The organism is uncultured Mucilaginibacter sp. (genome assembly GCF_937859865.1).
Taxonomy (GTDB): Bacteria; Bacteroidota; Bacteroidia; order Sphingobacteriales; family Sphingobacteriaceae; genus Mucilaginibacter_A.
Window position 1 is genome coordinate 1 of record NZ_CALMAT010000021.1, and the last position, 16,719, is coordinate 16,719.

General features: G+C 40.4%; 15 protein-coding genes and 1 pseudogene. 8 read left to right on the forward strand and 8 right to left on the reverse strand.

Features of this window, described 5'->3' with window-relative positions; translation table 11 throughout:
- Positions 1–302: pseudogene (locus Q0192_RS02680) on the forward strand (hypothetical protein); the annotation flags it as partial.
- A gap of 154 nt (positions 303–456) precedes the next feature.
- On the opposite strand, the gene Q0192_RS02685 reads toward Q0192_RS02680, so the two are convergent.
- Positions 457–999: a hypothetical protein gene (locus Q0192_RS02685; RefSeq protein ID WP_299285686.1), complete on the reverse strand. Its 543-nt coding sequence runs from the start codon at positions 997–999 to the stop codon at positions 457–459.
- Entirely contained in the window at positions 986–2,509 is a 1,524-nt protein-coding gene (gene gpmI / locus Q0192_RS02690) for a 2,3-bisphosphoglycerate-independent phosphoglycerate mutase (protein WP_299285689.1), read from the reverse strand. Before gpmI ends, Q0192_RS02685 begins: the two co-directional genes overlap by 14 nt.
- 116 nt (positions 2,510–2,625) lie before the next feature.
- Here gpmI and Q0192_RS02695 point away from each other — a divergent pair, with 116 nt between their 5' ends.
- From Q0192_RS02695 to Q0192_RS02720, 6 genes are read left to right on the forward strand one after another with little or no spacing between them, the layout of a single operon-like run.
- Positions 2,626–3,015 (forward strand): DUF4783 domain-containing protein, encoded by a 390-nt coding sequence (locus Q0192_RS02695; RefSeq protein WP_299285692.1) that lies wholly within the window; start codon positions 2,626–2,628, stop codon positions 3,013–3,015.
- Between the two features lie 46 nt (positions 3,016–3,061).
- Positions 3,062–3,907 carry a carboxylating nicotinate-nucleotide diphosphorylase gene (nadC, locus tag Q0192_RS02700; protein ID WP_299285695.1) on the forward strand — a complete coding sequence of 282 codons (846 nt, stop codon included), beginning with the start codon at positions 3,062–3,064 and terminating at the stop codon, positions 3,905–3,907.
- Between the two features lie 56 nt (positions 3,908–3,963).
- Positions 3,964–4,611: a glycerol-3-phosphate 1-O-acyltransferase PlsY gene (plsY, locus tag Q0192_RS02705; RefSeq protein WP_299285699.1), complete on the forward strand. Its 648-nt coding sequence runs from the start codon at positions 3,964–3,966 to the stop codon at positions 4,609–4,611.
- 6 nt (positions 4,612–4,617) lie between these two features.
- Positions 4,618–5,418 carry a M48 family metallopeptidase gene (locus Q0192_RS02710; RefSeq protein WP_299285702.1) on the forward strand — a complete coding sequence of 267 codons (801 nt, stop codon included), beginning with the start codon at positions 4,618–4,620 and terminating at the stop codon, positions 5,416–5,418.
- The gene (locus Q0192_RS02715) at positions 5,418–6,149 is read left to right on the forward strand and encodes a DUF2071 domain-containing protein (protein ID WP_299285705.1); all 732 of its coding nucleotides are present in this window, start codon (positions 5,418–5,420) and stop codon (positions 6,147–6,149) included. The genes Q0192_RS02710 and Q0192_RS02715 overlap by 1 nt, the downstream gene beginning before the upstream one ends.
- A 28-nt stretch (positions 6,150–6,177) precedes the next feature.
- On the forward strand, positions 6,178–6,423 hold the full coding sequence (locus Q0192_RS02720; protein WP_299285708.1) for a hypothetical protein: 246 nt from the start codon (positions 6,178–6,180) through the stop codon (positions 6,421–6,423).
- Positions 6,424–6,906: 483 nt separating this feature from the next.
- On the opposite strand, the gene Q0192_RS02725 is transcribed toward Q0192_RS02720, so the two are convergent.
- From Q0192_RS02725 to Q0192_RS02740, 4 genes are all read right to left on the reverse strand, one after another.
- The gene (locus Q0192_RS02725) at positions 6,907–7,887 is read right to left on the reverse strand and encodes a DUF1735 domain-containing protein (protein ID WP_299285711.1); all 981 of its coding nucleotides are present in this window, start codon (positions 7,885–7,887) and stop codon (positions 6,907–6,909) included.
- Positions 7,888–7,915: 28 nt separating this feature from the next.
- The gene (locus tag Q0192_RS02730; protein WP_299285714.1) at positions 7,916–9,706 is read right to left on the reverse strand and encodes a RagB/SusD family nutrient uptake outer membrane protein; all 1,791 of its coding nucleotides are present in this window, start codon (positions 9,704–9,706) and stop codon (positions 7,916–7,918) included.
- Between the two features lie 31 nt (positions 9,707–9,737).
- A complete protein-coding gene (locus Q0192_RS02735) occupies positions 9,738–13,055 on the reverse strand; it encodes a TonB-dependent receptor (protein ID WP_299285717.1) in 3,318 nt (1,105 codons plus the stop codon).
- A 201-nt stretch (positions 13,056–13,256) separates the two neighbouring features.
- Positions 13,257–14,402 (reverse strand): FecR family protein, encoded by a 1,146-nt coding sequence (locus Q0192_RS02740; protein WP_299285720.1) that lies wholly within the window; start codon positions 14,400–14,402, stop codon positions 13,257–13,259.
- A 590-nt stretch (positions 14,403–14,992) separates the two neighbouring features.
- Between Q0192_RS02740 and Q0192_RS02745 the strand changes: the two genes are divergently transcribed.
- Positions 14,993–15,550 (forward strand): RNA polymerase sigma-70 factor, encoded by a 558-nt coding sequence (locus Q0192_RS02745; RefSeq protein ID WP_299285723.1) that lies wholly within the window; start codon positions 14,993–14,995, stop codon positions 15,548–15,550.
- A gap of 297 nt (positions 15,551–15,847) precedes the next feature.
- Here Q0192_RS02745 and Q0192_RS02750 read toward each other — a convergent pair whose 3' ends face one another.
- Positions 15,848–16,099, reverse strand: coding sequence for a hypothetical protein (locus Q0192_RS02750; RefSeq protein ID WP_299285726.1), 252 nt, complete (start codon positions 16,097–16,099; stop codon positions 15,848–15,850).
- An 11-nt stretch (positions 16,100–16,110) separates the two neighbouring features.
- A partial coding sequence (locus tag Q0192_RS02755) for an adenylosuccinate synthetase (RefSeq protein WP_299285729.1) occupies positions 16,111–16,719 on the reverse strand: 609 nt, incomplete at its 5' end.

Sequence of the window (16,719 nt, forward strand, 5' to 3'; positions counted from 1 at the left end):
TGGTAACACCGGCCGAGAAAGAAAAGTATTTTTTAGGTTCGATTTTGGATTTTACCAAAGCGGCTTCCCTTAACCCAACTGATCTAAAAAATTACCAGAACCGGGGGATTGCCTACAAAGATTACGGCCTGTTTAAGCTGGTTAAAAACTCCGGTTTTTATGATAAAGCCCGCGCTGCCAATGCTTTCCGGGCTTCTATTGCCGATTTTCAAAAAGTGCTGGATGCCGATTCGCAACGGCAGGACATTGCTTCGTTGTTGGAATTATCCAAAGAACAGTTGCAACACCTGGGCAAGAAATAGGTTTCTCTTTTTATTTCCGTTTAATTGGGTTTCTCAGTTGCCACGCCCTTTAGGTCGTGGCAAAAATAAACATGCAAGGGGCTTTAGCCAAAATAACCAAGAGTAAGGCGCATTGAATTTTATGCCATAAAAGAAGCATGAAAAAACTGACAACTTACCGCTTCTTCAATTTCCCTTCAATTAAATAATCGTTGGTGCCGAGGAAACGCACGTGCTGCTTTCGCTGAATTTGATAAAGCGAATCGGGATAATACGTCAGCTTTTCTTTATTCTGGAATAAACTGTTGTTGGTAACATTAAAAATCATCAGGTAAACCACCTTGTTGTTCTCTTTTTTCAGGATGATTTCCCTGGTTTTTAAATCGGGTTCCAACGCTTTGTAAATCGTGATTGCGCCGTTGGTTGTGGTTTTATAACTGTTTCTCCAGGAAGGTTTGTTGATGTTGGATTCCGAAAAAACGGAAAGTTCGCCTGGCCAGTTATCAATTTTAACGGTTTTTGTTTCGGCATCGCCATTTCTGGATACTGTTTTTACCACATAAAATTTGGTGTTCGTTAGCTTTTTAGTTTCAGCTCCGAAATAAGAAGTCAGGTCAAAATACGAATTTTTGCTTTGCTGCACTTCCGGTTTGCAGGAAGCCAGAAAACAAATCAACGCAACAACTGCAAACCGGAAAAAAGATTTACACCAATACATTTCCACTCATTTCAGCAGGAATAGCTACGCTCAGAATTTTCAAAACAGTTGGCGCAATGTCGCCCAGCTTGCCGCTTTTTACTTCTTTGTAATCGGTGTCCACCAAAATACAAGGAACCAAATTGGTAGTATGCGCTGTGTTTGGCGAGCCATCTTCGTTGATCATGTAATCGGCGTTGCCATGATCGGCAATAATGATAAACGAATAACCGTTTTTGATACCGGTTTCAACCACTTCTTTTAAGCAGGCATCCACTGTTTCCACGGCTTTTACCACGGCTTGAAAAACGCCCGTGTGGCCAACCATATCCGGATTGGCAAAGTTTAAGCAGACAAAATCCGGCCAACCGCTTTCCAGTTCCGGTATAATGGTGTTTTTAATTCCTTCGGCGCTCATTTCCGGCTGTAAATCGTAAGTGGCAACTTTGGGAGAAGGAACCAGCAAACGTTTTTCGTTAGCAAATTCTTTTTCCCTTCCTCCGGAGAAGAAAAACGTAACGTGCGGATATTTTTCTGTTTCTGCAATCCGGATCTGGTTTTTGCCGGCATACTGCAAAACTTCGCCTAAAGTATTGATCAAGTCATCTTTGGTAAAAACAACATCCACATCTTTAAAACTTTCGTCGTAAGAAGTCATCGTAACATACTTCAACTTCAACGGGTGCATGTTTTGCTCCGGGAAAGGTTTTTGGGTTAAAGCAGAAGTGATTTCCCGGCCACGGTCTGTCCGGAAATTGAAGCAAATGACCACATCATTTTCCTCAATTACGGCAACCGGTTTTCCTTCGGCATCAACTTTTATCAACGGTTTGATAAACTCATCGGTAACGCCTTCCTGGTAAGAGTCGCGGATGGCATCAACCATATTGTTAACCGGTGTTCCGATTCCATTCACCAATAAATCATACGCTAACTTCACGCGTTCCCAGCGGTTATCGCGGTCCATGGCATAATAGCGGCCAATAGCTGATGCTGTTTTTACCGGTGTATTTTTGATGTAGGTTTCTAAGTTTTCGATGTAGTTGATGCCCGAATTTGGATCGGTATCGCGGCCATCCAAAAACGCATGGATGAAAACTTTTTGCAGGTTGTATTGCTGGCTTAAATCGCACAAAGCCCGCAAATGGTTGGTGTGCGCATGCACGCCGCCATCAGAAACCAAACCCATCAAATGGACTTGCTTGTTATTTTCCTTTGCGTATTCAAAGGCCTTGGTAAGAACAGGGTTTTTAAAGAAATCGCCATCCGCAATGGATTTATGGATGCGGCCAAGTTCCTGGTAAACAACTCTTCCGGCACCTAAATTCATATGGCCAACTTCCGAGTTGCCCATTTGTCCGCCCGGCAAACCAACCGCTTCGCCCGAAGCTTCCAATGTAGAATTGGGATAATTTTCCTTTAGATAATTAAAAAAAGGCGTTTTGGCAGCAAGGATAGCGTTTGATTGGCTGGCAGAGCCATAACCCCAGCCATCTAAAATGATGAGGGCAACTTTTTTATTTTTTTCCACAGCGCAAATATACTTGATCGTGAATAAGTAAACGGACGAATAATCAAAACAACGTATAAAATCTAACGTAAAATACCGTAGTTTTATGCCTAAACAGTTTGATACAACAACCGGTTATGAAAAATAGTGTGATTGTTTTGCTGTTCATTGCTTCTTTTAGCACAGCTTTTTTAGCAGACCCGATTGATAAAATTGCCGCTTTGTTGCAGCAAGGCCAGGCGCACGAGCTGGGCAAACAATGCGCAGCAAGTGTTGAATTAAGTATTTTAAACGACGAAAAAGTATTCAGCCCGGCGCAGGCAGAAGCGGCTTTGAATGCTTTTTTTGCGGCCAATAAACCCTTGTCGGTAAAAGTGATCCATCGCATCAATACCAACCCGAGCCTGAGTTTGGCCGTAGTTCAGCTTAAAACTTCCAACGGAAATTTCCGGATTTCTTATTCCCTTAAAAACACAAATGGCAGCCAGGAGTTAACAGAGTTGCGTATCGAGCCGGAAAAAGGTTAACAAATACGCGTAAATTTTTACTTTTGATTTCTTAAATACGTGTAAGTTGGATTTAATACTGATACAAAACTTTATCAACCAGGCACTGGCAGAAGACGTTGGCGATGGTGATCATACTTCGCTGGCCACCATTCCGGCAGAAGCACAAGGCAAAGCAAAACTGCTGGTAAAAGAAGCAGGCGTGCTGGCAGGCGTTGATCTGGCTCTGCAAATATTTACGACAGTTGACCCAGAGCTGAAAGTTGATGTTTTGCTGAAAGACGGCGCGCACATTCAACCCGGCGATATTGTTTTGTATGCAGAAGGCCGTGCGCAAAGCATTTTAAAAGCCGAACGTTTGGTGCTGAATTGTATGCAGCGTATGTCGGGCATCGCCACCAAAACCAACCAGATTATACAGTTGGTAAAAGACAGCGGCGTGAAATTGCTGGATACTCGAAAAACGACACCAGGAATGCGTTATCTCGAAAAGTGGGCAGTACGTATTGGCGGCGGTGTAAACCACCGTTTTGGTTTGTACGATATGATCCTGATTAAAGATAACCATGTGGATTATGCAGGCGGCATAAAACAGGCGATAAAAGAAGCACGGCAATATTTGATCAACCATAACCGAAAATTACAAATCGAGATTGAAGTTCGTAACTTAAAAGAGTTGCAGGAAGTGATTGATGAAGGCGGTGCCGACCGAATTTTGCTGGACAATTTTTCCATAGATCAATTAAAAGAAGCGGTAAAATTGGTCAACAAGCGTTTTATTACCGAAGCTTCCGGCGGCATCACACTTGAAAACATTGCCGAATATGCCACAACCGGTGTTGATTATATTTCTTCGGGAGCTTTAACGCATTCGGTTAAAAGCCTGGATCTAAGCTTAAAAGCAGTTTCATAATATTTTTATGCAATTAAAAACAGTCTGCAAGGCAATTTTATTATCATTGCATTGAGATGATAAGCGTATATTCCCTTTCTGCACTGATTTTGGCTTACTTGTTAGGGTCAATCCCTACGGCTGTATGGATCGGCAAATATTTTTATGGTATTGATGTAAGGGAATATGGCAGCGGAAATGCAGGCGCAACCAATACCTTTCGTGTTTTAGGGAAAAAAGCAGGCATCCCGGTGATGCTGATTGATATTTTAAAAGGATGGACGGCCACCAACCTGGCTTATTTGATTGGGATGTCTATCACCGGTCCGCATCACTCCGTCCAATTTGTTAATTACCAATTGGCTTTAGGCATTACTGCCGTTATGGGCCATTTGTTCCCGATTTTTGCCGGCTTTCGGGGCGGAAAAGGGATTGCCACTTTAACCGGGATGATTTTGGCCGTACACGTGCAGGCTTCGTTGGTTTGTATTTTAGTGTTCCTGATCGTGTTGCTGATAACGCGTTATGTTTCACTCAGTTCTATTGCGGCTGGTTTTACATTTCCGCTCAGTACCATCTTTATTTTTCATGTTTCGGTGCGTTCCATCATCGTTTACGGCATGTGTATTTGTATTTTGATTTTGGTTACGCACCAAAAAAATATTGAACGTTTAATGAAAGGAAAAGAATCCAAAGTAAACTTTTTTAAGAAGAAAGTAGTTTAAGTGGTTATGAAAAAGTTACACGGAATCATCATCATCGCAACAACAATCGTTTTAAATGCTTGTTCGAGTGTGCCTATTACCGGCCGTAAACAGTTTATAGCGGTAAGTGACGCAGAAGTTAATCAATCGGCAGCACAAAGTTACAGTCAGCTTTTGTCTGACCCTAAAACAAAAGTAATCACAAATACTTCTGATGCACAACGGGTTAAACGTATTGGCGGCAGATTGTCTGCTGCTATAGAACGTTATTTAAAAGATAACGGCTACGCCAACCAATACGATTTTAAATGGGAATTTAACCTAATTGACAGCAAAGAAGTAAATGCCTGGTGTATGCCCGGCGGAAAAGTAGCGGTTTACAGTGGTATTTTGCCCATTACGAAAGACGATGCAGGGCTGGCAACGGTTATGGGCCACGAAATCGGGCATGCCATTGCCAAACATTCGGCAGAACGTATTTCACAGCAATATGTGGCACAAGGCTTAGGTTCGGCTATTGGCGTGGCTGCAAGCGGTTCTTCTTCCGGCTTAGTCAACATTATCAATCAATCTTACGGTACAGTTGGGCAGTTGGCTTTGTTGCATTATAGCCGCGGACAAGAGACAGAGGCTGACCGTTTAGGCTTAACTTTTATGGCAATGGCCGGTTATGATCCGCACAATGCGCTTACTTTTTGGAAAAGGATGGCCGCACAAGGAAACGGACAGCAACAGCCCGAGTTTTTGAGCACGCACCCGGCAGATGCAACCCGTATTGCGAATATTCAAAACCGTATCCCCGAAGCCATGAAATATTACAAGCCTTAATGAAGCTTCCGAAAATCCGTTTTTTGCTAGCAGAATGGAAAGATTTATTAATGCTGAATTATGAAGTTGACCCGGAAATATTAAAGCCGTATCTGCCAGTTGGAACCGAATTAGACTTATGGCAGGGGAAAGCTTTGGTAAGCATAGTTGGCTTTATGTTCCTCAACACCAAAGTTTTAGGTATCAAATGGCCGTGGCACATCAATTTTGAAGAAGTAAACCTGCGCTTCTACATCCGCCATTTTAATGGCAAGGAATGGAAGCGCGGTGCTGTTTTTATCAGTGAAATTGTGCCGAAACATATCATCCCGATTGTTGCCAACAATTTATACAACGAACATTACCAAGCGATGCCCATGAAGCATCGCTTAACTGTTTTGCCAAACCAGCAAACCGAATTTTTGTACGAATGGAAGTATAAAAACCAATGGAACAAGTTAAGTGCAGTGGTTAATGACGAAGCGAAACTGATGGAACCGGAAAGCGCCGAAATATTTATTTTTGAGCATTACTGGGGCTACAACAAATTAAACGACCGGAAAACCCTGGAGTATCAGGTGGAGCATCCTTCCTGGAAAATCAGACAAGTTCAAAGTGCTGTTTTTGAATCGGACATAAAAGCGCTTTATGGTGCAGCTTTTGAGCCTTATTTAAAAGGCAAACCTTTTTCAGCATTTTTTGCGGATGGTTCTGAAGTTGCGGTAAGGGTTGCAGGGAAAATATTTGTTTAATATTTAACTTTGGTTAAGAAATTAAAATATGGAAGCTATATTTAAAACTACAGCGGCAGAATTTGATTTAAGTCTGTTTAAGAAAATTGAAGAATTGGTAAAAAGCAATCAGCAATCAGAAATTACAATTAGTATTAAAGATGATGTAGTTTTAGATAATACAGCTTATTTCAATTCACTACGAGCCTCTGTCAAGGAATTGCAAGAAGGCAAAAGCAAAACTTTTTCGATGGAAGAATTAGAAGCTTATCTTAAAAATAACTTTTCTGAATGAGGAATGTACAATTTTCAGAAACAGCTTTAAAAGAACTTCAACTTTATAAATCCGTCAATACAAAATTAGTTTTTATAATTGTCACGTTCTGGAGAAAGTCGACTAATAAAAGGTCAACAAAATGAAAGAGAAAGAGATAAAAGTAATAGTCTGTTATTTGAAAAAGCTTCATCCAATTATTTACACACTCATCTCACAACAAGTGTTATGCTGCTGATCTTTTTTGATTTGTAGCCCTCCAGCTTTAATCTAATAGGACTATATCTGGTAGTGCCTGCGGTAACAATGTGTTTTACCTTCCCGGGTAACCCTTTGCCAAGGCCAACCCGTGCAGGCTTCTTTACTTCCCTTCCCACAACACCCCAATATAATTATTTAAACCTATTTTTGGTTCACTCTTTAATTGAAGTTACTGAAATTAATACTATATAAACAAAAGATACCCCATCAGCAGCAATTACTGCTAATGGGATATCAGTTTAATTAAAAAGCGTTTAATTCGGCTATTTGTGTATAAGAACCATTATAAGCAGAATTAATAACCACTTTAAAATACCTTGCAGGTTTGTTAAATGCATTGGGCAAAAACTGCTTTTGCAGGTCCTTATTATTTAATAAGTTGAACGTTCCGGCATTAGTCCAGGTAATATTATCCTGACTTACCTGCACATTAACCTCGTTAGGTTTGCCACCTGCATCAGCCTGCCTACCAACAAATGATAAGCCGTGCATAATTTTTGACGAGCCCATATCAATAATAAGGTAATGTGGCGGCCCAGGAGCAGCACCAGACCATTGTGTATGCCAGAAAGTTGCTGTATTGCCATCTAATGCAAAAATTGCCCTGCCATTATTAGGCCCTTCACCGTTTGCCTCCTGAGATGAAAAGCCCAGAACTGTCCAGGTTGACCTGTCATAATTAGGGTAATTGGCAAAATCAGGCTGGGCTTTAATTATATAAAAAGTGGTACGCAAAGCTTCATTCACTTTAACCGGGGCACTTGCAATACTTACCGGCAAAACATATACCTTCAATGCATCCATAGCGCCTGCGCCATTTGTTTTTAGGGCGATGCTTAAAGGTGCTGTACTTACACTTCCTTTAGCAATGGTTGCACTTGCAGATGATAGCGTATAGCTCCCGTCAGGCAAAAGGGGATAGCTGGTTTTATTGGCCAGGTTAAAACTATCAACAACCGCCTTATTAACCTTGAAAGTCACTGGCAGATCTGCAGTGGCATAGTCTTTCCCACCCAAAACAGCACCATACGTTAGCGTTTGCACGCTATCGGTAATTCTAAAGCTTTTCAAAACCGGCGCATTTACTGCTTCGGGCATATAAACCTTTACATAATTCTCTAACGGCTGATTTGGTAAAAGATCTAATTTGTCTTTGCAGCCAAGCCCGAATGTACAAACCGCTACCAGGAGCAGGATTTGTTTTGAAATGTTTTTAGTTATCATAATTTTCAATTAATACGTTTAAATTCAATTACCATCCGGGGTTTTGAACTGCTAACCTGGTCCTGTCCATATCAAATTGGCTTATAGGGAACCAGTAGGAGGCAGGTGCACGGAAAATATGTGTACTGGCAACAACCCTTTTATAAAAGGTATTGTCATCTTTGTTAATATCCATACCGTGCATATCGCCCATAACCGAAGCTGCAATTTTCCAGCGCCTGATATCAAACCAACGTATAGATTCAAAAGCTAACTCTACCCTGCGCTCTTGCCAAATACGGGTACGCATATCAGTTTGGCTTGGCGGAACAGGTAAATTAACTGATCCGTATTGTGGTATGCCGGCCCTTTCCCTAATGAGGTTAAGATATTTCAGGATATCCGGATTACCAGGATCGTATTCATTCAGTGCTTCGGCATAGTTCAGGTACACCTCGCCAAGCCTAAACAGTATTTCGGGGCGGTTTTGTTGAGTACCAGTGCCACCTGAGCCATTATTTGTTTGTGTGCCAACATTTTTACGTACTAAATAGCCGGTTTTAGTCCAATCGGTTGGATGGCCATTTTTACCATTTGGTCCGCTTGCGTAAAAAGAAATTGGTGCTGCCGCTGTCATTTTTCCACCTTGGAACATGGCGTTGTTGTAAGTAACCGAAGCATAAAAGCGGGGTTCGCGCTTCATGTACATATTGTACACCTGTACACCATTAACGGTGGTAAAGCCATTTTCAGAGTAAAGCAATGATTCCTGGATCGGGCGTCCGTCTGTCATAAAATAGGCATCCACCTGCTCTTGGGTCACGCCTATACCATCCCAGCCACCTGCTTGCCTTGGCATAGAGTTGGTGTCAAACCCTGTCAGGTTATTAGCCTTTCTTACAAAGATCTGCTCTGAATTCCAAGGTTGAAAAAATATACCGTTGTAAGATTTAACCGGGTCATTTGAAGGGTCTTTATATAAAGAATACATGCCCATATCAATCACTGCCTTAGCGGCATCGGCAGCTTTTTTCCATTTTTGCTTATCAAAACTTTGATTGATCAGTTGTTTGCCGTCCAAACCTTTAAAATTAGCATAATCGGTATTGCCATTATATAGCGGACTTGCAGCATACAGTAATACCCTTGCCTTAACGGCCAAGGCTATACCAACGGTTGCACGCCCATATTGAATATCGCTGGCCTGGCCATTGTTTGAAGGCACGCGAGGCAATAACTCAGCAGCTTTATCCAGCTCGCTGCTTACATAATTCACACAATCATCATATGTGCTTCTTGGCAATTGCAGGTCACTTGCAGCGGCATCGGCAGGCAATTCCGTTTCACCATTTAAGATTACAGGGCCGTACTGGCGCATTAATAAAAAATAAAAATACGCACGCAAAAACCTGGCTTCGGCTTTATATTGGTCTATTAATTGTTTGCCGTTAAGGGCTAATATTTCTGCATTGCCATCAATATGGTTCATAAAATAAGTAGCCGAACGGATACCCTTGTAGTAATAGCTCCATTTGTCGAAAAGGGGGTTAGCAGCACCAATGTTACCGATGTTTAAATTATAGATGGTGTATTTAGACCAGGTTACATCAACCTCATCTGCGTTACCTACCCAAGGGTTATCGTTTGTTGGGTCAGCAAGGTCATCCACATAACTGTACACGTTGGCCAGGTATTGCTCTGACGGGCCCTTTTTTTGAAAAACCTGTTCTATGGTAACACGGTCATTAGGCACTTGATCCAAATATTTTTTACAACTTGTACTAAAAAGCAGTGTGATGGTTAACATTACCATGCTGCATCTTATGACTGTATTTTTCATATATGTATATTTTTATATTTGATGATATTCATTATTTAAAAGAAGCTTTTAAGCCGATATTATAAGTTTTTATCAAAGGGTATTGTGCTCCCCTGCCATCGCCAAGCTCTACGTCCCAAAGCTTAAACCCGCTTAATGTCAACAAATTATAACCTATAAAATAGATGTTCAGGTTTGACATGCCTGTGTGCGGCAACCATTTTGTACCCCGAAAATCATAACTAAACTGTAAGGTTTGCAAGCGCATAAAAGCACCATTTTTTTGCCACCAGGTACTAGTGGCATAGTTCATATTATCATTGCCATAAGTAAGGCGCGGATAAAATGGATGCGGGTCTGGATTGGTTGGTGTCCAGCGGTCTGTAATTTGTGCAAGCAAGTTACCACGCTCGCCACCTTGGCTAAAAGGTTGAAAACCATCCCCATTCAAGAATATATCAACATTACTTATTCCTTTAAACCAACCGGCGATGGTAAAATTTTTGTAGCTGATTGTTGGGCCAAACCCATAAACAATTTCCGGGATACTGCCATAACCTATCGGCCCTGCATCGTAGGTATCTATCCTACCATCGCCATTTAAATCTTTGTACTTAATATCCCCGGCTTTATTTGTGCCGGTTTGATAAGGGCTGTTTGCCACATCGGCATCACTTGTAAATAAACCTAAAGCGGTATAGCCAAAACGCTGCCCAAACTTACGCCCTATACGTTGTTGCCAAGGATATGGATAGGGGGCATTGGCATCATTAATAATAATTGCCCTGGTCCAGGTAAAGTTTCCCCTAAAGCCTAATTGCCAATCTTTGCTTATTCTTTTGTTTAAGGCAAGCGACCCATCAATTCCGCGGTTATGGATTTCGCCAAGGTTGGCATAAGGCAATGACAACAAGCCAACGTTATTAGGCACATCTCCGCGTTGGCGATAGATACCTGTACGGTTTTCCTGGAAAACATCTACTGTTAATGCAAGGTCACTGTTCAGCATTGACAGTTCTAAACCCAGGTTCTGTTTTTTGGCCTTTTCCCAGGTTACGTTTACAGCATAATCACCAATATCCAAACCGGTAATATTTTGTTCGGTACCATTTTGCCCGAAGGAATAATTACCGTTGCCACCGCCTACCGTTGAGAGATAACCAAAACGCCGGGTATCACTGATTTTACTGTTTCCCACCAATCCATAAGAGTACCTTACTTTAAGTAATTGAAATACATCCGTAAGGGGTTTAAAAAACTTCTCCTCAGATATTACCCATCCGCCACCAAATGAAGGGAAGAAACCAAAGCGGTGATTTGGCGCAAAAGTTTCAGAACCATTATAACCAAAATTGGCTTCAAACAGATATTTGTTGTTATAAGCATAAGTAGCACGCCCGGCCAGGCCCATATAACGGTATGGAATGGAGGCGATAAAGTCGGCTGCAAAAGCGTCTTCCCTGTCTGACTGGTTAAAAAGAATCAATCCGGTAAAACTATGCTTGCCAATACTGTTTTTATAGTTAATGGCCGCCTCGTCATAAAATTGGCGCGTACCGCCATTTGTACGGTTATAGCCTAAAAAGCTGGTTCCTATTGATGTTTTATCAAGTATCAAATCACCCGCGGCATTACGGCCCGTAGCTAAATAGCCATCCACCGTTTTGGTTCGGCTAATGGTGTGCGAATTATAATTGTCAAAAGAAAACATACCTGTTACGGATAAGCCTTTTAATATAGAACCCAGGTCTTGTGTGATTCGGATATTGCTCCACAACTGGCTCCTGAACTCGTTTATATAACCGCTTTGTGTTAACAAGTTATAAGGATTTAATATATCTCCGGTACGAATCTGTGAATGAAAACCGTTGGAATAAACCTTTGGGATAAGAATAGGCGGCATAACATATGCTGAACTCCAGATGGCATCTACCGAACTGCCCGGATAGTTTCCATTGCTGATCCAGCCCGAAGCGCCAAAGTCTACTTTGGTGGTTTTGGTTACGTTAAGGGTGAGGTTTGAAGTAAAATTGTACCTGGTATATTTAATGGCGGAGTTATAATTAGCAAGCCCATCTGTTTTGTATAAGCCGTTTTCATCATAATACCCTAATGACAAGTAATACTGGGCACTCTCTGACCCGCCATTGGCATTAACCCTGGCGCGGCGGTTCTGTCCGCTTTTATTAAACAGTTCTTTAAACCAGTCAGTATTAGGATAAAGGTCAGGGTCTGTGCCGCTGGCCGTTTTCTGGATCCTATCAGCCGAATATTTAGGGTTCGGATCCATGGGATTACTGCTCTTATAAGCCTCATTGGCCATTTGCATATAAGTTGCCCCATCAGCAAATTTGGGGATTTTGGTAAACTGGGTAATGCCTTGATCGTACTGGGCATTGATAAGCGGCTTGCCTATTTTACCTTTTTTTGTTTCGATTATAATAACCCCGTTGGCACCACGCACACCATAAACCGCAGTTGCCGAAGCGTCTTTTAAGATACTAAATGATGCAATATCTTCAGGGTCAACATTTGCGAAATCCCTTTCTACCCCATCAACAAGTACCAATGGGCTGCTGTTGGTAAAAGTAGAGATGCCCCTGATGTAAATTTCGGCATTGTCATATCCAGGCTGGCCGCTGCGCTGCACACCAATAACGCCTGCCACACGGCCTGCAATCACATCGGTAAGGTTTGCCACAGGCTGTTTTAAGTCTTCAGCCTTTATGGTGCTTACTGCACCAATTACAGTTACCTTTTTTTGCTGGCCATAACCAACAACAACTACATCGTTAAGGCCTATAGAACTTTCTTTTAGGATAACATTTACCTTTGTGTTATTATTAACCGGCATTTCTTGTGTAACATAACCTACAAAACTAAAAAGCAATACACCATTGTTATTAGGTAATTTGATCGTGTACGTACCGTCTGTTTTGGTGGTGGTCAAAATATTGCTGTCCTTTAATTTCACTGTAACCCCTGGGATGGGCAACCCTTTTTCATCAGTAATTTTACCGCTAACTTGTATGGGATCGGCCTTAACAACTTGTGTAAGTGACCCTGTAATTGGATTGTTTTCAGGCGTTATTAATATGGATTTTTTATTGATTTTGTAAGCGAAAGCCTGTTTAACAAAACATTGATTCAAGGCTTCTTTAAGTGAAGCGTTCTGCAAGTGTAAACTTACATTTTGTGCTTTACCCAGCAGGTATTCGTCATATAAAATACTGTAGCCGCTTTGTGCCTGTATTTCTGTTAATGCCTCCAGCAGCGAAATGTTATTTTTATTGATACTTACTTTTTGGGCAAAAGATGCAGCACTTACTTGCACAAAAGCGGCAAATAATATCAAAAAAGATAATTTCATGGTTAGGAAAAATTTAGACTTGATGTGAAAACATTTTCCACATCGAAATGCAGTATAATTTTTATACATATAACTGTTGGGATTTATAATAATTGGTTAAAGAAAACTGTAATTTATTACCTGAAAAACAAGAATTTATTGCTTACCAGGTAGTTGCAGGATTTTGGTTAATTATCGCTGACAACATAATTGAGAAGTGTATTAATTAAGCAATATTACCCTCCTTCCTTCAATTTTGTAGTTTATTCCACCGGTTAGTTTTAAGTTTTCCATTAATTCAGCTATATCTTTGTATTTAGAAATTGTTCCGCCAAACTTTTTGTATATTGTTTTCCCTTCATATTGCACCTCGACATCGTACCATCTTGCCGCTTGCTTCATCACATTGTTAATGGTTTCATTGTGAAAGACGAACCAGCCGTTTTTCCAGGCAACTACTTCTCCAACATTTACGCTTTTGACCAGAATGGTTTTTTGTCGGTCATTTATTACGGCCTGCTGGCCAGGTTCAAGTGATACTACTTTAAGAGGATTACTTACCTTGACTTTGCCTTCGGCCAGGGTAATCTTTACTGCAGCATCATCCTGATAGGCGTTAACGTTAAACGATGTGCCAATATCCTGAATAAGCTGTCCTTTAGCACTGACCCGAAAAGGATGAGTTTCATCATGAACTACCTGGAAATACGCTTGGCCTGTTACTTCAACACGTCTTTCATTCCCGGTAAAAACTACAGGGTAAGTCAAGGATGATTCTGCGTCTAGGGTTACTGCGGTTCCGTCTGACAGGGTAACCGTAATTCGTCCGCCGCGGGGTGTGGCGAGTGTATTATATAACTTTTTTTGATTGTTGTTGGCAGCAACTGCTTTTTCATAAGAGATATTGCCTTCAGAAATCTTATTAATTTGAATATTATTTTGCAATGCCAGTTGCCCGTTCCCGGCATTGGTCAAAATTATTTTAGAACCGTTAGACAGGGTTAATGTAGCCTTATAACCTCCGGGTTTGATTTGATTGTTATTGCTTTTATGGATGCCTGCTATATGATTAGCACTTTTATGGGGGTATAAGAACACAACAATAGATGCAACAATTAAAATTGCTGCTGCAATATTAAGAACCGCACTGAGCCGAATGAGTTTAGGCTTTGTGTTTACCCTTTGTTCAAAGTCTTTGTAAAGTTCGGTTGATAACTCTTCGGCCCCCAGTTCCCCCAACCAGTCTTCCATATCTTTAGTGCCAGGATTCCAGGAATGAAACCAATTGTTTAGTTCGTCTTTCTCTGCATCATTACATTGCCCATAACGGAAACATTCCAGTAAATACTTTAATCGCTCTTGGTTCATTCGGTTAATGGCTTATCAATACACAGACAGCGAAGGACTGCTGTGCTGTTTCAGTTATAAGACGTATCAATGAAGGGTTACCGTTATCCGGTTAGAAAATAAATTAAAGCAATAAGTATGCGTATTGATTTACACTCATTAATATAAGAGCCTGTTTAAAATTTGCTCAATAAGATTTCTATGCTTCTTTTATCACCTAAAAAATGATATGTATTTGGTTTTGGTTTATTTAAATTAATGCAAACACCAATTTTTATAGGGTAAAAGAAGCATTGGCATCAATCCTGAGCATATCGAAGGATTTTGAATAAATTTTAAACAGGCTCTGAATTTCTAACATAAAAATCTACGGTGCTTCTTTTATGCTTATGAATTTGTGTTTGAATAATAAATCAATATTGAGGCATTATAAACCAATGATTTTTATGTGGTAAAAAGAGCATAGAAAACAGGCTAAATAAAATTTAAACAGGTTCTGAATTTTTTGAAAAAAAATTAATGAAATATGATGTTGTATAAAAATTTATTTAATATTGTAATACCAATTTTTAACCTTTATTAAAACTTATATAACTCATAACGATCAGCAATTGATATTGCTCTGGCAGGAGGGCGATGACTATGCTTTTGAATATTTGTATCATAAATACAGTATTCAATTGCTTACTATAGCCATGCAAAAAACCAATGATCGCGAAATGGCAAAAGAGTTAGTTCAACATGCCTTTATTACTTTATTTAACCACAAGGATTCTGCCCATGAAATCGCTTCGTTAATGGCCTACTTTTACACGTCACTTAAAAACCGGATATTGGACCAGCACCGGCATGATCTGATCCATAAAAGATATGAAGATTACACTGCTTATTTCCATGGTTCAGTTTGTGATAATAATTTGCATACCTATTTAGAAACTAAAGAATTAGAGCAGCGTTTAAACGAAGAAATCAAAAAACTTCCTCCGCAATGCAAAAATGTTTTTCGATTACGTCGGGAACAGGATATGTCAAATAGAGAAATTGCTGCCCAGTTAAACATCTCTGTTAACACAGTAGAGCAACACATGCGTAAAGCACTAAAATCACTAAAAGTAGTTTTTCAATTCGGGCAAAAGATTTTACTGATTCTGGCATTAATCCACTGGTAAACCATATTGTGCATCCTCTGAATTAATAAAATGTCTATTTAGTGTTTCATGAATTTTTAGAGATTGTGAGGCCGTCGTAATGTTGCAATCAAAAATAATAAAAGAACTTATCCTTTCAAAACCTGCATCATCGCACTTGCTTTATCAGTTCAAAAACTTCCTATGCCTAATTAGAAAAATATTTTAAGTCGATTTTCTTTCAGCAAAATAACGTACTTCGGCACAAAAAAATACAAATCAAGAAATTGAAGTCGGTCAGGATTTTTTGATAAAAGTTCCTCCGTTTCATTTTTCAGATCATAACTTAAAAAAACCGGTAAGCCATTTGTTCTGGTGTTTTTGTTTAAATGATTTTAGGTCGATAAAAGAAGTACAGGTAGAAGCTTGCAGTTCATCTCCTGTATTGGCAGCAATCATTAAACCAAATTTAGAATAAGCATCAGCAAACTTATTAGAATCAAAAAGGCAAGCCGTATTAAAAGAAGAAGCCCAGTAAAGGGCTTTTCTTTTAAATAAACCTACGTTGGCGATGGATACTTCTTTTACCACCAAAAAATTGGTTAATTCAAAACCAGTGTTTGTTTTCGGTCTGGCCCAACAGAAAGATATTTTACGGGAACACCAACTTCAGCTTCCAGAAAATCAATGTAAGCTTTTAGTTTTTCGGGAATTTGGTCAAGTTCTGTAATTTCGGTCAAGTCTTCTTGCCAGCCATCAATTTCTTTCAATATCGGTTTTGGTTTTACGCTACAAATATCATAAGGCATGTAGTCAATGGTTTCGGTTGGAAAGGCATAATGCGTACAGGCATAAATTTTTTCAAACCCGCTTAACACATCAGCTTTCGTCATCACCAATTGCGTTACACCGTTTAGTAAAATAGCATATTTTAAAGCAGGCAAATCAATCCAGCCCGTTCTGCGCGGCCTTCCGGTTGTGGCGCCAAATTCGTGTCCAATCTTGCGCAGTTCTTCGCCGGTTTCATTTTCTAATTCTGTTGGAAAAGGACCGCTGCCAACGCGTGTGCAATAAGCTTTAAAAATACCAATCACTTCGCCAATATTTTGGGGTGCCATGCCCAAACCGGTACAAGCGCCGGCCGTGGTGGTGTTAGAAGAAGTTACAAAAGGGTAGGAGCCGAAATCAACATCCAGCATCGTGCCTTGCGC